We start from the raw sequence: 19,346 nt of genomic DNA on the forward strand, positions 1-19,346 counted from the left end.
GGGAGCTAATTACCGCTCACACGGGCCAGGGCGTTTTTGTTCTCTTCAAACGCCGCCATCAGAGCCTCGTCACCGCTGAGCCCGGCCTGCTCGACTTTTTTGATGGCTTCGAGCATTCGCTTGTAGTCCTTGGGCATCACTTTCACGAACCTTTCCGAGAGAGTGGTCCAGCGCGAGAGAACATCCTTGCCCCTTTCGCTATGCGTGTACTCGACGTGCCGCTTTATCATGTTCCTTATCTCTTCCAGGTCTTCTTCAGTGGGTGTTTCGAGCGCCGCCATATCCGTGTTGCAGTGAATCGGGAAATTGCCCTCTTCGTCGAGGACGTATGCTATTCCCCCCGACATACCGGCGGCGAAATTTCTTCCTGTGGGACCGATAACTACGACCCGTCCGCCGGTCATGTATTCACAGGCGTGGTCGCCGACTCCTTCGACTACCGTATGAACGCCGCTGTTCCTGACGCAGAACCGCTCGCCGGCCATGCCGCGTATGTACGCTTCGCCGCCCGTAGCACCGTAAAAGGCGACGTTGCCGGTTATGACGTTATCCTCGGCCTTGAACATAGACCCTTTGGGGGGATAGACGATCAGTCTCCCGCCCGAGAGCCCCTTGCCTATGTAGTCGTTGGAATCTCCTTCGAGTATCATCGTCATGAACCGCGGTGCGAACGCGCCGAAGCTCTGTCCCGCGGAGCCCATGAAGTGAAGCCGCACGGTGTCTTCCGGAAGGCCCGTGCTCCCGTACTTGCGGGTGAGCTCGCTCCCGAGAATCGTGCCGACCGTTCTGTTCACGTTCTTGATAGGCAGTATGGCCTCGACAGGCTCGCCCTTTTCGAGGGTCGGCTTGCATATGTCGAGGAGCGTCGTCATGTCGAGCGACGACTCGAGCCCGTGGTCCTGCTCCACCTGGTTGTATCTGCCCCAGTCCTGGGGGACGTCCGGCTCGTAGAGTATGTCCGAGAGGTCTATGCCCCTGGCTTTCCAGTGGTCGATGACATTTTTCATTTCGAGCTTGTCTGTGCGCCCGACCATTTCGTTTATAGTCCTGAATCCGAGCTGGGCCATGAGCTCGCGCACTTCTTCCGCGATAAAGCGCATAAAGTTTACGACGTGCCCCGGATCGCCCGTGAACTTCTTCCTGAGCTCAGGGTTTTGCGTGGCGACGCCGACGGGGCAGGTGTCGAGATGACAGACGCGCATCATTATGCATCCGAGGACGATGAGCGGCGCGGTGGCGAAGCCGAACTCTTCGGCGCCCAGCAGCGCGGCTATGACGACGTCCCTCCCGGTCTTCATCTGGCCGTCCGTTTCGAGGATGACCCTGCTCCGGAGGTTGTTGACGAGAAGCGTCTGATGCGTCTCGGCCAGGCCGAGCTCCCACGGGAGGCCCGCGTGCTGAATGCTCGACTGCGGCGATGCGCCGGTGCCCCCGTCGTAGCCGCTTACGAGTATGACGTCGGCGTGCCCCTTGGCCACTCCGGCGGCTATGGTGCCCACCCCAACCTCGGAGACGAGCTTTACGTTGATCCTCGCGTGCCTGTTCGCGTTCTTTAAGTCGTGTATCAGCTCGGCAAGGTCCTCGATGGAATAGATGTCGTGGTGAGGCGGCGGTGAAATCAGTCCCACTCCCGGCGTCGAGAGCCTGACCTTGGCGATCCACGGATAGACCTTCTTGCCGGGAAGCTGGCCGCCCTCGCCGGGCTTGGCCCCCTGCGCGATCTTTATCTGTATCTCATCGCTGTTGACGAGGTATTCGCCCGTGACGCCGAACCTTCCGGAAGCGACCTGCTTGATGGCGCTCCTCTTTGAATCGCCGTTCGCATCGGGGATGTTACGGGCCGGGTCTTCGCCGCCCTCGCCCGTGTTGCTCTTGCCGCCGATCCGGTTCATGGCTATGGCGAGGCTTTCGTGGGCCTCCTGGCTTATGGCGCCGTAGGACATGGCCCCCGTCTTGAACCGCCTGCATATGGATTCGACGGACTCGACCTCGTCTATCGGAATCGGATCGGATTCGAATTTCAGCTCGAATAATCCTCTTAGCGTGTGGAGGTCTCTCGACTGGTCGTCGACGAGCGTGGAAAATCTCTTGAACGCCTCGTAGCTCCCGGAGCGGCAGGCGTTCTGGAGCATGTGCACGGTCTTCGGGTTAAAGGCGTGATGCTCCCCGCCGGAGCGCCACTGGTACATGCCTCCCGCGTCGAGCGTGAGGGGATGTGTGCCCCTTTCCGGGTATGCGGATTCGTGCCGCATGATTATTTCCTTCGTTATGACCTCTATTCCGACCCCCTTGATTCTGGTAGGGGTCCAGGTGAAGTACTTGTCAACGAATTCGTGGTTAAGCCCTATCGCCTCGAATATCTGCGCGCCGTGGTAGCTCTGGACGGCCGATATTCCTATCTTGGACATCGTCTTGACGACGCCCTTTACGAGGCTCTTTATGTAGTTTTTGACCGCTGCTTTCTTGTCTATGTTCTTGAGAAGCCCTTCGTTTACCATGTCGCCCAGGGTCTCGTAGGCGAGGTAGGGGTTTATGGCGCTTACGCCGTAGCCGATGAGAAGGGAGAAATGATGCACCTCTCTCGGCTCGCCGGATTCTATGATGAGCGCCACCTTGAGCCTGTTGCCGTTACGGATAAGGTGGTGGTGAAGCCCGGATGCGGCAAGGAGCGCCGGTATCGGCGCGTTCTCCTCGTCAAACCCCCTGTCGGAGAGTATGAGGAGGTTTGCTCCGTCTTCTATCGCCTTGTCGGCCTTGGTGAAAAGGTCTTTCAGGGCGTCTTCGAGGCCGCCGCTGCCCCCGGCAACCGGAAAGAGCATGGGAAGGGTTTCCGACTTGAACGTATTGTTGTCGAGCGCCCTTATGCGTTCGAGCTGCTGGTTGCTCAGTATCGGGCTGTCGAGCTTTATCATGCGGCAGCTTTCGGGCCGGGGGTCGAGGATGTTTCTCTCGGGCCCTATCGTGACCTCGGTAGCCGTGATGAGCTCTTCCCTGATGGCGTCGATCGGGGGGTTCGTAACCTGCGCGAAGAGCTGCTTGAAGTACTCGTAAAGAAGCCTCGGCTTGTTCGAAAGGACGGCCACGGGTGTGTCCTTGCCCATAGAGCCTATGGGCTCAACGCCGTTCGTAGCCATCGGGGCCAGAATGACCCTTAGCTCTTCGAACGTGTATCCGAAGACCTTTTGCCTCTGGAGTATATCTTCGTGCGAGACCCCGCCGGCGGCTTCGCCGTTCGATTCCGGGAGGTCGGAGAGGTTGACGAGATTATCGTCGAGCCACTTTCTGTATGGCTTCTCGCCGGCCAACTTACCCTTTATCTCGTCGTCCTCGACGATGCGGCCCTCTATGGTGTCGATGAGGAACATCTTCCCCGGCTGGAGCCGCCCCTTGTGGACGATCTGGTCCGCGGGGACTTCGAGTACCCCGACTTCGGAGCCCATTATCACGACGTCGTCTTTTGTAAGGTAGTAGCGCGAGGGCCTGAGGCCGTTCCTGTCGAGAACCGCGCCGACCTTGAACCCGTCCGTAAACGCTATGGAAGCGGGACCGTCCCACGGCTCCATGAGGCAGCTGTGGTACTCGTAAAAGGCCTTTTTCTCCTCGCTCATGGTCTCGTGGTTGGACCAGGGCTCGGGGATCATCATCATGACGGTGTGTTCTATCGGCCGCCCCGCGAGCGTCAGGAATTCGACGCAATTGTCGAAGTTGGCCGAGTCGCTGCCGTCGGGCTGTATTATCGGGAATATCTTTTCGAGATCGGGGCCGAAGAGATCCGTTTCGAGCATAGCCTCCCTGGCGTGCATCCAGTTGATGTTGCCCCTGAGCGTGTTTATTTCTCCGTTGTGGATTATATAGCGGTACGGATGCGACCTGTCCCAGCTAGGGAACGTGTTCGTGCTGAAGCGCGAGTGGACGAGCGCTATGGCCGACTGCATGTCCGGGTCGCTGAGGTCGGGGTAGTAAAGCTCGACCTGCCAGGTCGTGAGCATCCCCTTGTAGACGAGCGTCCTGTGAGAGAGGCTGGGGACGTAGAAGAATTCCCCTCCCTGCATCCCTGAAAACCTTACCTCGTTTTCCGCTCTCTTTCTTATGACGTAGAGCTTTCTTTCGTAGGTCATGCCGTCCCCGAGCCCGGGGCTCCGGGATACGAAGACCTGCATGACGCCGGGCTCGCCCTTCCTGGCCGTTTCGCCGAGCGAGGAATTGTCCGTCGGCACTTTACGCCAGCCGAGGACCTGGAGCCCTTCTTCTTTTATTATCCTTTCGAGAACCGATACGGCGTCCGCCCTTTCCCCCTCGTCCGGAGGGAGGAAGACCATGCCTACGGCGTACTCGCCTTCCGCGGGAAGGCTGACACCGGATTCCTTCGCAACCTTCTCGAGGAACCTGTGGGGCATCTGCATCAGGATGCCCGCGCCGTCGCCGGTATTTGTTTCGCAACCGCACGCTCCCCTGTGCTGAAGATTTCTCAGCACCGTGAGTGCGTCGGCCACTATGCCGTGCGATTTTCTTCCCTTTACGTTTACAACAAACCCTATACCGCACGAATCGTGTTCAAATCGGGGGTCGTATAAACCCTGCTTTTTCGGGTAGCCAAAGGGCTTCATAGTAACACCTTCCTGAGGTCCCAGTTTTCTCAAAAAACGTATAAATTCGAAGGATTGACCCGCGGTATAAGCCGATTAACCCAAAATTAAGATTAGATGAAAACAGGCACAAGTCAACACGGGAAAAACTTTCGAGAACCCCGGAATTTATTATATCATAAAACGCGATTTTACGCTAAGTCCGGGGCGAGATTTCTATTCCCTGTAGAGATTCGTAATGGGGAAACGGCGGTCTTTTCCGAACGCTCTTGCGGTTATCTTTATCCCGGGCGGGGCCTGCCGGCGTTTGTATTCGTTCCGGTCGACCATCTTTATAATATCCTTCACCGTCCGCACCGGAAAGCCCAGGGACACGATTTCGCCGACGCTGAGGTCGTCCTCGACGTAGGCTTTTAGGATAGGGTCTAACACCTCGTACGGCGGGAGGGAGTCCGTATCGAGCTGGCCCGGACGGAGCTCGGCCGAAGGGGGCTTGGTCAGGACAGACCCCGGGATTATATCCCGCCCCTTCCATTTGTTGTAGTACTCCGAGAGCCTGTAGACCAGCGTCTTGGGCACGTCCTTTATGACGGCGAAGCCGCCCGCCATGTCGCCGTATAGCGTGCAGTAGCCGACGCTCATTTCGCTCTTGTTGCCCGTCGTCAAGACGAGCCATCCGAACTTGTTGGAAAGGGCCATCAGGATGTTGCCCCTCACCCTCGCCTGGAGATTCTCCTCGGTCATGTCGGGCCCGAGCCCGGAGAATACGTCCGACAGCATGTCGTTAAATGCTCCGAAGGCCTTTTCTATAGGAATTTCGAGAAGCTCGATGCCGATGTTCCGGGCGAGCTCCTCGGAATCGGCTACGCTCCCCTCCGAGCTGTAGCGGGACGGCATCGTGACGCCGGTCACGTTTTCCCTGCCGAGAGCTTCGGACGCTATAACGGCCACGAGGGCAGAGTCTATACCCCCGCTCATGCCTATGACGGTCTTCGTGAAGCCGTTCTTCCGCACGTAGTCCCTCGTGCCGAGAATAAGCGCACTGAAGACCTCTTCCTCGACCGGCTGGAAGCCGTTTACGACCCGGACTACTTCGGGCTTGCCCCCCTTGCCGGATTTTCCGCCCTCGATGTCTATGAGCTCGACGTCCCCGGAGTGGGCGCTCAGGAGAAGCTGCTCCTTTCTCCGCCGGGGGTCGTGTATGCGCGATCTGAATACGCGGGACGCGTTTATGTCAGCGACGATGAAATCTTCCTCGAAACCCTTCCCCCGCGCAAGAATCTCGCCGCGCTCGCCTATGACGACGCTGTGCCCGTCGAAAACGAGCTCGTCCTGGCCGCCCACGAGGTTACAGTAGGCTATCATGGCGGAATAGTCCTTGGCCCTCGTGACGAGCATCTGCTCGCGGGCCTTCACCTTCGACAGGTAGTAAGGCGAGGAGGAGATGTTTATGATCAACTGCGCGCCGCCCAGGACCGACTGCTTTCTCGTCGGGTCGCCAGGATACCAGATATCCTCGCAAATGTTGACGCCGAATATCGTATCCCCGAGCCTGTAAACGGGCGTCCTCGTGCCCGACTGGAAGTAGCGGTTCTCGTCGAAGACGCCGTAGTTGGGGAGGTAGTGCTTCCTGTAGACGTCCACGAGCTTCCCGTCGTGGAGTATAGCGGCGGCGTTGTAGATGTCGCCGTCCCTGTCGGCAAAGCCGAGTATGACCGTAACGCCTGTCGACGCCTTCCTGACCTCGTCGACGGCTTTGAGGTTGTCGCCTATAAAGCTCGGCTTTAAAAGAAGGTCTTCGGGCGGATAGCCCGTCACGGCGAGCTCGGGGAAGCAGAGTATATCCACCCCTTCGGCCCTCGCGGATTCCATGTATGAAAGGATCTTACCGAGGTTACCGCCGATATCTCCGACGCTCAAATTTATCTGTGCAAGCCCTATTCTCATGCTACTCCGGCACGTCCGCTCGGTACGTAACATTACCGTGATAAGACGATTGTAATTATTACAGTATTTTAACGCAACTCTGGCTCACGGGGAAAGCCCGGCGTAAAAAGACGGGAAAACGCGGGAGAGGAATCAGGAAAGCCCGACGGCGATATGCACCACGTTCGCGAGGAAATGAAAGATAATTCCGGCCCACAGCGTACCAGTGGCAAGATAGAGGTATCCCATCACGAGCGAGGGGAAGAACGTGAGTATGGCCTGAGCGCAGAGCCCGGCGCCGTGCCCGCCCCCGAGGCAGATTGTCACGAAATGGCCCACCGCGAAGAGGGCGCTTACGATAACGACGCTTTTTATGCTGTTTCCGAATTTGTGCTGGAGGTAACCCCGGAAAAACGCCTCCTCGGGGAGCGCTACGAGAAGGAGCTGTATCAATATGAACGAATAGGAAAGCTTGTTTATGGTGAGCGATTGCCCCGAATAGTGCCCGTAACCCCATATTACGGCGACGTACGCCGCGAGGAGCACGGCGGATACGAGGAGCCCGAGAAGAATCCCCCTCGGGTGCCATTTGAGGTCGCGCGATTCGGGTTTCAGGAAGAAGGGGACGGCCAGCATAATGAGCGCCGATACGGACACGACGTACGGCCACGGCAGAAAGAGCCTCATTACGAATATGGCCGCTATAACAAGCGCGTAGACTACCAAGGGGACTGCGTATCCGGGCATTGTGCGGCTGTTCATATCGGTCAGGGCGTAAAAATACATAACCCCCTTCGCAGGGTCAATATAGCTTATACCACTCGAATTTATTGATGAAGAGGACGCCCCAGAGATTCACGAGCACGCTCAAAATTATGAGGGCCTTGTGATACCACCTGAGTCTGCCGCCGGTTCCGAGAAAGGTAAGCATGAGGAGGAAGGGGTAAAAATCGAGGGCGTACCTGTAGCCGAACTGCGTCCATCCGGTCCCGCTCTTTATGAATATGAGAAACGCTGTCGGGATTATGGCCGCCCAGGAAGCGAGCGCGAGCCGACGCTTCACCCCGGCGAAGGGAACGAGGAGGAACGCGGGGGTCGTTATGAACACGGAAAGGCCGGTCATGGAAGGGACGACATACGGCCATTTATCCATAAAATAAGGCGGCTCCAGCAGAAAAGTGTAGAGATGGTACTTCACGTACGAGAGGCTGAAGAGTCCCTGGTCGAACCACGGGGATACCTTCTCCTTGGCGGCGGATATGGTATGGAGCGTGTAAGCGACGTCGAAAGGCGAGCCGAATCGTACGTAGTTATAGACGAAATTTACCAGAACGAAAATGGCCGCCCCTGCCGAGAACGGGAGCACCGGCCTCAGCCGCTCGAAGAGCCCGGTGCGGCCGGATTGGCCGTACAGCATGACGGCGAAGAACGGAAAGCAGAGTATCGTCGTCAGCCTCGAAAGATAAGAGGCCCCGAGGGCGAGGCCCGACGCGAGCGGCACAGGGCGCGCGGCGGCGAAATAAACGGCCAGCATCAGAAAGAAAAACGAGGTTATCTGGGCGAGGTACCACGCGGAGCCTATAGAGGCCGTGTACCAGTGAATCGTGCCGAAGCCGAGGAGCACGGCCATCCAAACGGGGAGCTCGACGTCGTCCGTGAGCCTTCTGAATGTGAGATAGACGAGGGAGACGTTGAGCCCCCCGAGCAGAAACGACAGGAAGAGCTGGTTCGCCCATATGCCTGTTATAGCGACAACGGGCAGAAGAAGCACGGCCGGGATGGGAGGGTATATAATATAGGACTTGTCCCCGCTCCGGACGAGCTCCTCGAAGTAAAACGGGGCGCCTTTTATATCCAGCCTTCCATGCAAGATTGCGTCAGCCAGGTATTCGAAGTAATTAAAGGGGTTTACTGTTTTCGGCTGGCTCCAGTAGTAGACGACCGCACCCGTCAGGAAGAGGAGCGCAGCGGTCAGGGCCGGAGACAGGCGGCCGGAGCTTTCGTCCGCATTGGTATTCGCATTGGCAATCTGAGTATCGTGCCGGTCTTCCATTTCCGGATCCCCAGAATCGATATTCGGACGGTTCAGAAAAACTACCCGGATGTCATAAAAACTGCTATAGAATAACGCATACGGGTGGTAATATAAAAAAAGTGAAGAATAGAGGCCCCTTCGTAGACATAAGTCTGGTTATTATATTCTCCACCGCAGCCACGTTCTTCTTCTCGTATATAGCATACGTAATTTTCCAAAACGAATACCCGGCTTTTTTCCCACTATGGTACACGTGGGACGCGCAGCATTACGTCGAGATCGCCAGGGACTGGTATACGAGCTCGGCGGTGGACGAGCGGAACCTCCAGATCGTTTTCTTCCCGCTCTATCCTCTGCTGATAAAGATCGCAGCCTTTTTCGTGGGAAGCCATATAGCGGCCGGGCTCTGGGTATCCAATCTGGCATTCGCCGGGGCTGCCGTATACATGTACAAGCTGGCAAGGCTGGATTACGACGAGGGAGATTCGTGGAGGGCATTGGTATATATGGTCATTTTCCCGACGGCTTACTTCCTCCACGCCATTTACACGGAAAGCCTTTTCCTGTTCCTGGCGATAGCGAGCTTTTATTACGCCCGGAGAGGGAGCTGGGCGCTTTCCGGTGCGTTCGGGCTGCTGGCTTCGGCAACAAGGATAACCGGAATAGTGCTCATCCCCGCCCTCATCGTCGAATACCTGGCACAGAGAAATTACAAAATCCGGGAAGTGAAGAAGGACGTCCTCTGGATAGGGCTTACGGTTGTCGGGTTTTTGTTTTATCTGGGAATAAATTATATGACGTTCGGAGACCCGTTTAAATTTTTGGAGATTCAGAGGGAGCACTGGGGAAAGAGGCTCGACTTGCCGTGGAACGGATTCTTACTGACCTATAACACAATGGTGTCGAGGGAACCCGAGATTGCGACGTTGACCGGGTGGTTCGAGATATTCTTCGTGTTCCTCGGGCTCGCGCTATCTATATACGCATTTCTCAGGGTGCGCGTTTCCTACGGTGTATTAGCCCTCTTGAGCTGGCTCGTCATGACGTCAACGTGGTGGTGGCAGAGCATTCCTAGATACCTGCTCGTCGTATTTCCTATATTCCTGTCGATGTCCGTTCTGGGACGGCGAAGAGCAGTGAATTTTATTATCACCTTTTCCTCGATTCTGCTCTATGCACTGCTCCTGATTCAGCTCGTAAGATTCAAGTGGGCGTTTTAACAAACAATAATTCTTAACTCTAAACAAATGACGATCAAGATTGCCTTCCACTTCTGCCTAACGCAGAACGTTAGAACAACATGGTTCTGTCATGTCAATGCAAAGTGAAATCAACCCATTTGCCTTAATCGACAATATAGACATTATAAATAATTTCACCTTCAAGATTAGTTACGGTATCAATTAAACGCATGTGTCTTCTTTTATTTCGGTTACCTGCCCATTGGACGATGATACTTCCCTGTTTACGGCACTTGAAATCGTTGACACCTGAAATGATTTCAAGGGGTGTAGACTCTAGATAATAATCGGCAAGCTGAAGCTCGTTTGTATAATTCAGGTTATCCAAACATGCACGATCATAGTCTCCCTGAATCTTGTTTATAATCGCAAAGATCTTTTTCTGTCCATACCCCCAAACCATTTCGGATTTCTTGGGATATTCAAAATAGTAATTCCTGGAAAAGAAACCCAGGTGAAGAAGAGAAACGAGAACTACAATAACGACAAACGAGTAAGAAAATGCAACCTTGTGCGATTTGTCTTTCAGGAATTGGTAAATTACGCTGAAACCCAGGCCGCTCAGCAGACATAGAAGAGGCGCGCCCGGGAGCGTTCTCGTTGCATGCGGCACCCCGTCGTTTGTGAGTGAGCCTCCCAAAGGAAAAATCGCGATCCAGAAAGCTATGAAAATTTTGTACCGTTTCGGAATATTAGAAGTAACTATAAACACAAGCCCCGCTAATATTAAAGGAAGCATTATCCAGTAAATGGTCCCAACACCGGCTCCGTGCCGTAAATTCGGATCTCCCGAAATGAACAAAAATCGAGGATTAAAATGACTGATATAGTTATATGCGAACGTCGATAATGCCCCGGCATTCAACCCATCTTTAAACGTGCTTATATGCCGAGCCCTGGTATAGAGCATCGGTTCATTAAAAACCGTCCATAAATATGGGCTTACCAGGATCAGTGAAATAGAAACACAGGACAAAAGTAATTTTTTTTCGCGCAGAAAATATTTCCAGTGAAGCAGAAATAACGACGATAAAAAAAGAAACGAATACAGGGGCGCCGTTTGATAAGTATAGATCGTTGAAGTAAATAAACAGAAAGATAAAACCACGAGATATTTTTTATTCCGGTTTACTCCGTAGACAAAAAAATAAGAGGAAAAAAGCAGGAATGGGAGAAAGGAACCAGGCTCCCAACCTACCCGGGAATAATGAATGTGCCATGGTACGATAGCCAGGAAAAAAGCCGAAGACAGGGCAGCACGCCTATCTCTGAAGATTTCTAAAGTGAGGAGATAGAGAGCAAGTATAGACAGCAGTCCGAATATGACGGATGGTGCCCTTATCCCTATTGCATTTTCTCCCAACAAAAGAGAGGAGAAGTAAGATGTGTAACCATAGACAGGCGGCCTTAGCTCTGTATTATCCGAGAAATAGGGCTTGAGGTTTCCATGTAAATCTTTACCTGTTTCGACAATGCTCCTTGCTGAAACAAAATTGATCAGCTCATCCGAAAATAATTCAGGTGGATTATTTGATAAATCATAGCTCCTCAAGAAGAGGGCCAATAATAGGATCAGAATAAGAAACAAATAGGTTTTTATGAAATTTGAACTCAATCCACATAGTGATTTAACCTTATTTGCGTACATTTGATTTAGGCTGTGGGATATTGAAATTACACAGTGTTGTAGCGTTTATTTTTACTACCGGATCACTTCATATTAACTGCAAATTCAGCTTTAATCGACAAAACTGGTGGTTTTATCCTCATACAATTCACACTTTTGATTCTGAGATTGTAGTCAAATACATCTTATTGGTTTCATTGTCAACCTTTGATTATATCGATTTATCAATGGTTTTTAATCCTGGAGAAGGTATCGGGCCTTGAGACCTTCTCCAGGACCTCAAGTTGCAGCAGATCATGGACATTAGTAGAAGTATGACATTTAAATGATATAATTTCCCCCTGACTCATGAATATTACGCTCGTCATACCGACATACAACGAGGCCGAAAATGTGCCCATACTCCTCGAAAACGTGTACAGGATATTCGCCGAGCACGGGCTCGACGGGAGTGTAACGATAGTCGACGACAATTCACCGGACGGCACGTGGAGGGTGGCGGAGGGGCTTAAGGATAAATACGCGGGCCTTAAAATAATAAGGAGGATGAACGAGAGGGGGCTTTCATCGGCAGTCCTCGAAGGCTTCAGGAATTCCGATAGCGCCATACTCGGGGTCATGGACGCCGATCTCAGCCATCCGGCCGAATCGATCCCGGATATCGTGGCGCCGATAATCGAGGGCGAGGCCGATATCGCCATAGGAAGCCGATACGTCAGCGAAGGCGGCATAGAGGACTGGCCCATACGGCGGAAGATATCCTCCAGGCTCGCGACCCTGGCCGTACGCGGCCTTACGAGCGTAAAAGACCCGATGTCGGGATTCTTCTTCCTGAAAAGGGAAGTCATAAAAGATGCAAATCTGAACCCGCTCGGCTTTAAGATAGCCCTCGAAATACTCGTAAGGGGAAAATACGACAAGGTGGTCGAGGTGCCGATTACATTCCGGGACCGTCTTTATGGAGAAACCAAGCTGGGGAGCGGGGTTATAATCGACTATCTTCTGCACGTAGCGAGGCTTTACGCCTATAAAGCCTTCTCGTAAATATCGGGCGGCGGGCAGGAAATCCTGATTCAGTCCTCCGCCGGCATCGTATGATCGGAATTCCCAGATGAAAAGCGTAACAGGCACCGAAACGGGAAAGACGACGGCACTTATATGTGCCGGGGTATTCATCGCGACTTTCGCGGTGTACTACCTCATGCAGGAAGGGCCGCCCACCCCGTATAACAACTTTGTCCGGCTCGCGGACGCGTTTCTTCACGGAAGGCTTTATCTTTTAAGTAATGTCTCTCACATCGAGCTCGTCCCGCTCGACGGAAGGTTTTACGTCGTCCCCCCGCCCGTGCCGGCGATAATCATTATGCCCGTCGTCGCGATATTCGGCCTGTCGACGAACCAGACCCTTATATCCATTGTCCTTGGCAGCGTGAACGTCGTCCTGGCATATCTGGTCGCGAGGGAGCTGACCGGCAAAAGAAGTATCCGGCTCTGGGCGACGGCGATGTTCGGATTCGGAACGATTCACTGGTGGACAGCGTCGTCGGGAGGGGTATGGATGTTCTCGCACACGGTTTCGCTGACGTTTCTATTCCTGGCAGTATTGCTAGCGCTCAGAAACGCGCCGCCTCTCGCATCGGGCCTCGCCCTCGGGGTGTCTTACTGGACGCGGCTCCCCACTATCCTTTCCTTCCCCTTCTTTTTGATAATGTACATTGACAGGTGGTACAAACCTGCCCCTGGGAAAAGCCTCCTCGGGAGGATAAACCTCGTCCCCCTGATCTGGCTCGGGTTGGGTGCCGGGATCTTCGTTCTTCTTAACGCAGGTTATAACTACCTGAGGTTCGGCTCGCCGTTCGACCTTTCGTATTACCTCATTCCCGGAATACTCGACGAGGTATGGTATCAAAAGGGCATATTCGATATTACCTATATGCCCAGAAATCTTAAAGTAATATTCGCCGGGCTGCCGAGGTTCATAGACGAGTTCCCGTATGTAACCCCTTCATGGCACGGCATGGCTATATGGATCACGACGCCGGCGTTCGTGTACGCGTTTTTTGCGGGCAGGAGCAGGCTCATGGCGGCTTGCTGGGCATCCATAGCGCTCATAGCGTTCGTAAATTTCTGCCACGGAACATGGGGCTTCATGCAGTTCGGATATAGATTCGCACTCGATTTCTACCCCTTCCTGTTCATACTGACTATAAAAGGGATAGGCGACGAGATCAGGTGGCACCACATTACGCTTATATCACTCGGCATAGCCGTAAACCTGTGGGGCGTCCTCTGGATCAACAAGTTCGGATGGGTCGGGTATTAGGCGGCTTATTTCTTGAAGACGAGATATTTGTAGCCCAGGAAATCCCAGATTATAACCAGCACTATAGACGCGAGCGTCCCTATGTTCGCCCAGAGTAGGGGCGATATGCCCCAGCGAGGGCCGACGACATTGACTATGTAGGATGCGACGGCGACGTTTATAAGAAGCCCCACGAAGGAAACGAATATGAACTTGAAGAACTGCTTTCCCATGCCGTCCCTTTCCTTGCTTTCGAACGTCCAGAACTTGTTCCAGAGGTAGCTGTTCGAGACGGCGCACAAAAACGAGATGCCCTTGAAGGCTGAAAAGGAGTAACCCTTCTCGACGTGAAAGATGAACATCAGGAAGTTAAGGACTCCGAAGTCTATGGCTGTGTTCGAAACCCCTATCGGAACGAACTTCCCGAACTGAAAAAGTATCCGCCATCTCTTTCCGAGATGAGACGATGCGTAAACCCCGAGGGCGACCGAAAAGGGAATGATTATGAACAGAACCGGGACGACGACGTAGTAGGATACGTGCGGCATGTTCACGTCGTTTCTGAGCGAACCCCATATGGCCAGAAGAAATATCGAGATTATAAAACCGATTATAAGCGAGCAGATAAGGTCTGTTCTGTTCATTGTAGTCATATCGAGTTCCTGCGGTCTATCCCCGGGACAGAGCAGGGTACCGCGATACAGTTCATGCGTTGGCGTTAACGAATTATCTCCATGTGCTCAGCCACATAAAGCGGTCGATTTCCGACTCGCCGATCGGTACCGCGGTGAGCACGGGATAAAAATAAAAGAATACCCCCGCAGCCAGCAATAAATAGGCTATGGCGATTATCCTGCCCTTACGGGAGTCCTCCCACAATTTCCAGAGAAAATAGGAGATTATAACGAATACGAAGACGAGCGACGGCGTAAAGTGATAAATGAATACTATCTTCCTCGGCGAAAAGGCCCACGGCAGCCAGTATGCGAATACGCTCACGATCGCAAAGAGGAGCGGCGGATATTCCTTTTTGAATACCTGGTACACGGCGAGCATGAAAAAGAGAATTCCCGTCCACCATATAAACGGATTTCCCACGAGGTAGATGTAGGCCCTCAGCCCTTCGCCCAGCTCGTCGTAGAACAGAAAGACCGGCCTTAACAGGAGCGGCCACTGCCACCAGGGCGATTGATAGGGGTGAGTTTCGGTAACGCCGCCGTGGTATATATACATATTTTGCTGCATGGTGAGGAAATCCATGAAGGAATTCCCGTGGTAGAAAAACGGCAGGTAAGTCAGAATGTATACGACTATCGGTATTAGAACAAAGGCCACAAACAGCCTGGGCACTATTTTTAGAAGCGAAAGCAGGTAGCTCCCGTCCCTGGTATCGGCCTTGTAAATCTCATAGTAGTAAACCAGGAACAGTCCGACCCCGGCCAGAAATTCCCATATGTAAACGCCACTCCATTTTATGGACATGGAAAGGCCGCAAAATAAACCGGTCAGCATGAGGTAGATATTCTTTCTGGTACGGGCGTATTTGACGATAAACAGCGAGGCCAGCATAAGGAAATCGGCCATGAATATATCGACCATTGTTATTCGGCTGAGGGCAAAGAAAAAGCCGTCGAAGCTGTAAACGAGCGCGGCCAGGAGCCCGGCGGTCTCGCTGTCGAATAGATTCCTGACGAGAAGATACATGAACAGGGCCCCCATACCGCCGAAGAGCGCCTGGAAAAAGCGCCAGCCCAGGGTGTTCGGCCCGAATATCAATATGCCCGTTGCGCTTATTTCCTTACCCAGGGGAGGGTGCGTCCATTCGTAAGCCAGGTCTTTAGGCGCCGTAGCCCAGCTTTCCCATGCCGCACGGTTCCCCTTAGCCATTTCCTGTGCGGTGAAGGCAAAGTACACCTCGTCGAAGTAGTAGCTCTCGGGCCTTTCGAGGTTATACATCCTGATGCCGATGCTGAACGTGAGCACCAGGAGGAGGAGAATTTCGATTTTGTATTTACGTATAAAGGAATCTGAATTCATCGTTTTCCGGATTTAATTGCCGTGAAGGGGAAATATCGGTTTTTTATAATTGATCGCGTTTACGACATAATCCCGGAATATTACAAGAAACGCAGCAACATACAAGAGCACCATGATCCATATGTACACCCTAGCCAAATTCTCCGAAATCCCGAGAACTGTTTGTACACCGGCATACTTTGTTACAAGCTGTAAGTGGGAATATGCCATATTAATTACGTAAACACACGACACAATAGCATATAAGCACCAAAATATCCAAGAACGGAAGACTATCAGCGTGAAAAATGCGATTGCCGGGAGGAGATGTCTCTCGTGGGCCCGGGTGACGATGAGAAAAAGGGCGAAAAGTATGAGGGTGATGGCTTCCGGGACAAGGTAGGCATAATCTTTTTTTATATCGGACTTCACCACCGTGAAGAACACGAGAAGGCAGCTTACGAAAGCGTAGAACGTCGTGAATGCTATAGTGCCCCAGGTTCTTAGGGCAAGGCCGAGCTTGACGATTTCGTCGTTCATCCACATCGCGGCGGCGCCCCAGATATTGAAAGCGTTAAGGGAGGTATATTTATATTCCCCGTATGCTGCATGGAACCTGCTTGTTATCAGATCCAGTGGGCCCGTGAAGGCAGAGGTCACCGAATCGAGCTTGTTCCAGATGAATGGCAGCGAGACTATAAATATCGTTATTGCGGCAGCGACGAGAAACAGGATTACCGGACGGATCGATTCGAGCCTGAAATCAAGACGGGGAACGATAGCCGGCCTTGCGGCCAAAAGCCCGACAACAGGAAAGACGACTATTGTTTGGGGTTTTATCATGAAAGCGAGCGCTATGAAGAGGCCCGAGAGGAAGAACCTCCTTCGGAGGCCGAGAAAGACGGAGAGCATTATGGGAAAGGCGTGAAAGGAATCGACCTGACCCCAGAATGTGGAATTCGAGAGGGCGGCCGGATTGAAAAAATAGGCGGAGGCGCAAAGGAGAGCCGTCTTCGCCGGGGCGATTCCCCGTACCCAGAAAAATATAAGTGCGGAGATACCGAGATCGGCCAGGTTCGCGGGAAGCTTGAACAGAATCTCCACCGGAAACCACGGTATCGCCTTGTAGATGCCGTCGAGCGACCAGAGGACATAGAGATAGCCGGGCATGTAGTCGCACCAGTGACGGTCGTAGAATTTGCCGAACCCTGATTCAGACATCTGCATTCCCCAGACCCGCCAGGTATTGAAGTCAGGTTCGTACGTTAAAAACAGCGAGAGGAAAATACGAAGGGCGAATCCCGCCGCAAGTATGATAACAAGAAAGGCTGCGGGATTTTTCAGGAAGCCCGCTCTGTCAGCTGTTCCTGAGCTCATTTCTTAGCTTCCATGATTCCCTGAACATCCGGAGTATAACCTTTAGGTTTGCGCCCGATTGGGTGCCGAACTTGCGTGGAAAGTGTCTCACGGGAACCTCTCTGAAGACGTACCCTACCCTCTTTAGCTTTATCAGGAACTCGGCGCTGAAGAGCGCACCGCCCGCCTTGATGGGCCTTACTTTACGATACGCTTCCGTCGGGAATATCTTGAATGCGCAGTCCATATCCTTCACGGAGAGGCCGAAGACGAGCCGGATGTAGAGGCCGTACATCCAGGCATTGAGCGAGCGTATGAAGGAGTCCGCCCTGTTTTCCCTGTAGCCTATGACGACATTGTTCCCGCCAGTGAGGGGAATAAGCCTGTCGAGGTCCTTTATATCGAACTGGCCGTCGCTGTCCATGAAGAAGACGTAATCGAGGGAGGCCTTGTCGAAGCCGCTTCTGAGAGCGGAGCCGTAGCCTTTGTTGACTTCGTGGTTTACGAGCACGACGGCCGGGTTCTTCGAGGAAAGCTCCTCGACTATCCCGCGCGTACGGTCACGCGAGCCGTCGTTGACCACTATGACTTCGTATTCGGAGAAATTTGAGCTGAGGTAAGAGAGGCAGCCCGAAACCGTATTCGCGATATTTTCTTCTTCGTTGTGTGCCGGAAGTACTACGGATAGGGATATATTAGCCATTTATTTGTTTCAATTAACGCGTGAGCTTTATACTTCTCGGATAGCTATCCGGAAGGAATGAGCTTGCAGCCTGCCTCGCGGATTATAAACTGCTTACTTTTGTCGACCGGTGTTTTCTCGAACCTGCATGTCTCGCCTCCTGGCCATTTTACCACAATATCCACCGCTTTCTCACCCCCGAGGCCAAAATATACGGGGAGCATATCCTGCTCGCAGCACCCCTTCCCGCCCGAGACTTCCCTTACCTGAAGGCCGGCAGCGGGCGTCTTTACCTCGACGCGGGCGCCTATGGCCGAGGTGTTCGTCGTCTTGCCGTTCCCTTCGAGCTTAAGAGTGATGGAGTTGTTGCCGTTCCCGCCGTTTCCCATAAGAGCCGTGCCGATATGGCCGTTAAGAAAGACGTCGATGAAACCGTCGCGGTCATAATCCCCCCACGTGGCGGAGAAAATGTCCTTGGGAAGGTCGAGACCCGCTTCCTTCGCGACATCCGTGAACTTCCCGTCGCCAAGGTTCTTGTAGAACTTGTTCGGATAGGTATGGTTCGAGGTGAATATATCGAGCCTGCCGTCGGCATCGAAATCGACCCAGGCGCACGTCCTTCCATCGCCCACATCGCCTGTCCCCGTTTCTTCGGTGACGTCCGTAAACGTGCCGTCGCCATTGTTTTTATAAAGTGCGTTTCTGGCATCCCGGCCGAGATTTGCGACGTAGAGATCGATGTAGCCGTCGCCGTTGTAGTCCCCGGCGCACGCCGCCGCGGACCTCCAGCCTTCTTCCCCGGCAAGCCCCGAGGCTAGGGTGGCGTTTTTGAAGGTGCCGTCGCCGTTATTGAGATAGAAGTCGTTAAGACCGGTGTTTCCTAAAAAAAGGTCGGGATAACCGTCACCATTGGCGTCGAACCAGACGGCGCTATAGGCAGAGGTTCTTTCACCGAGGGGCAGCTTTTCGGTCGCGTTCCTGAAGGTGCCGTCGCCGTTGTTGCGGTAGAGAAACGACTTCCCCCTCCCCGCCTGAAACAGGTCCAGGAAGCCGTCGCGGTCATAATCCGCCCATGTAACGTTCATGGAGACGGAACCTTCTTCAGTAAGCCCCGCGGCGCCGGAAACGTCTTCGAATTTAAACCCGGCGGAGTTTTTATAGAGCAGAGGGGGCGCGCCGGCTTCGATGGAAGTGAGGACGAGGTCCAGGTAGCCGTCGTTGTTATAATCCGCCCACGCAGACGAGTTTATCCCGATATCGGGAAGACCGGCGGACCCGGATACCTCGGCGAAGGTTTTGCCGCCCCGGCTCGAATACAGGAAAAAGAGCTGTGGGGGCTTGCTCTCCGCAGCCTCTTGTTCCGGGGCCTTTTTCTGATATCCTGTGCGCGAGCCGTATGAACGTGCGCGCGAGCCCCGTCCCGGAGTGCGCCTCGATATATCAGAAATCAACAGATCGAGCCATCCGTCGTTATTATAATCACCCCATGCCGACGTCTGCCCAAGCGCCTGGGGAGTTTTCACCCCCGCCTTGCTTTTGACGTCGGTGAACCGCGGGACTCGATCTTCGGACCGG

13 protein-coding genes are annotated in these 19,346 nt (G+C 53.5%); 3 read left to right on the forward strand and 10 right to left on the reverse strand.

The window, feature by feature from the left end; translation table 11 throughout:
- Nucleotides 1-5: 5 nt before the first annotated feature.
- From gltB to PKC29_07700, 4 genes are all read right to left on the reverse strand, one after another.
- Nucleotides 6-4,607: a glutamate synthase large subunit gene (gene gltB / locus PKC29_07685; protein HML95297.1), complete on the reverse strand. Its 4,602-nt coding sequence runs from the start codon at nt 4,605-4,607 to the stop codon at nt 6-8.
- Between the two features lie 195 nt (nt 4,608-4,802).
- Entirely contained in the window at nt 4,803-6,533 is a 1,731-nt protein-coding gene (locus PKC29_07690; GenBank protein HML95298.1) for an NAD+ synthase, read from the reverse strand.
- A 132-nt stretch (nt 6,534-6,665) separates the two neighbouring features.
- On the reverse strand, nt 6,666-7,298 hold the full coding sequence (locus PKC29_07695) for a type II CAAX endopeptidase family protein (GenBank protein ID HML95299.1): 633 nt from the start codon (nt 7,296-7,298) through the stop codon (nt 6,666-6,668).
- Between the two features lie 16 nt (nt 7,299-7,314).
- The gene (locus PKC29_07700) at nt 7,315-8,565 is read right to left on the reverse strand and encodes a hypothetical protein (protein HML95300.1); all 1,251 of its coding nucleotides are present in this window, start codon (nt 8,563-8,565) and stop codon (nt 7,315-7,317) included.
- 101 nt (nt 8,566-8,666) lie between these two features.
- On the opposite strand from PKC29_07700, the gene PKC29_07705 reads away from it, so the two are divergent.
- Entirely contained in the window at nt 8,667-9,767 is a 1,101-nt protein-coding gene (locus tag PKC29_07705) for a mannosyltransferase family protein (protein HML95301.1), read from the forward strand.
- Between the two features lie 124 nt (nt 9,768-9,891).
- Here the strand turns inward: PKC29_07705 and PKC29_07710 are convergent, their stop codons facing one another.
- Nucleotides 9,892-11,403: a glycosyltransferase family 39 protein gene (locus PKC29_07710; protein ID HML95302.1), complete on the reverse strand. Its 1,512-nt coding sequence runs from the start codon at nt 11,401-11,403 to the stop codon at nt 9,892-9,894.
- Between the two features lie 360 nt (nt 11,404-11,763).
- Here PKC29_07710 and PKC29_07715 point away from each other — a divergent pair, with 360 nt between their 5' ends.
- Together PKC29_07715 and PKC29_07720 are read left to right on the forward strand one after the other, a co-directional pair.
- Entirely contained in the window at nt 11,764-12,459 is a 696-nt protein-coding gene (locus PKC29_07715) for a polyprenol monophosphomannose synthase (protein ID HML95303.1), read from the forward strand.
- A 67-nt stretch (nt 12,460-12,526) separates the two neighbouring features.
- Nucleotides 12,527-13,738, forward strand: a complete 1,212-nt coding sequence (locus PKC29_07720; GenBank protein ID HML95304.1) for a hypothetical protein — start codon at nt 12,527-12,529, stop codon at nt 13,736-13,738.
- A 5-nt stretch (nt 13,739-13,743) separates the two neighbouring features.
- Here the strand turns inward: PKC29_07720 and PKC29_07725 are convergent, their stop codons facing one another.
- From PKC29_07725 to PKC29_07745, 5 genes are all read right to left on the reverse strand, one after another.
- A complete protein-coding gene (locus PKC29_07725) occupies nt 13,744-14,361 on the reverse strand; it encodes a GtrA family protein (GenBank protein ID HML95305.1) in 618 nt (205 codons plus the stop codon).
- A gap of 82 nt (nt 14,362-14,443) precedes the next feature.
- Nucleotides 14,444-15,754, reverse strand: coding sequence for a phospholipid carrier-dependent glycosyltransferase (locus PKC29_07730; GenBank protein HML95306.1), 1,311 nt, complete (start codon nt 15,752-15,754; stop codon nt 14,444-14,446).
- Between the two features lie 12 nt (nt 15,755-15,766).
- Nucleotides 15,767-17,110 carry a glycosyltransferase 87 family protein gene (locus PKC29_07735; GenBank protein HML95307.1) on the reverse strand — a complete coding sequence of 448 codons (1,344 nt, stop codon included), beginning with the start codon at nt 17,108-17,110 and terminating at the stop codon, nt 15,767-15,769.
- Nucleotides 17,091-17,792 carry a glycosyltransferase family 2 protein gene (locus PKC29_07740; protein HML95308.1) on the reverse strand — a complete coding sequence of 234 codons (702 nt, stop codon included), beginning with the start codon at nt 17,790-17,792 and terminating at the stop codon, nt 17,091-17,093. Before PKC29_07740 ends, PKC29_07735 begins: the two co-directional genes overlap by 20 nt.
- Before the next feature lie 44 nt (nt 17,793-17,836).
- Complete coding sequence (locus PKC29_07745; protein ID HML95309.1) at nt 17,837-19,294, reverse strand: VCBS repeat-containing protein; 1,458 nt, start codon at nt 19,292-19,294, stop codon at nt 17,837-17,839.
- Nucleotides 19,295-19,346 lie beyond the last annotated feature (52 nt).

Source organism: Thermodesulfobacteriota bacterium, assembly GCA_035325995.1.
GTDB lineage: Bacteria > Desulfobacterota_D > UBA1144 > Nemesobacterales > UBA2774 > JADLGH01.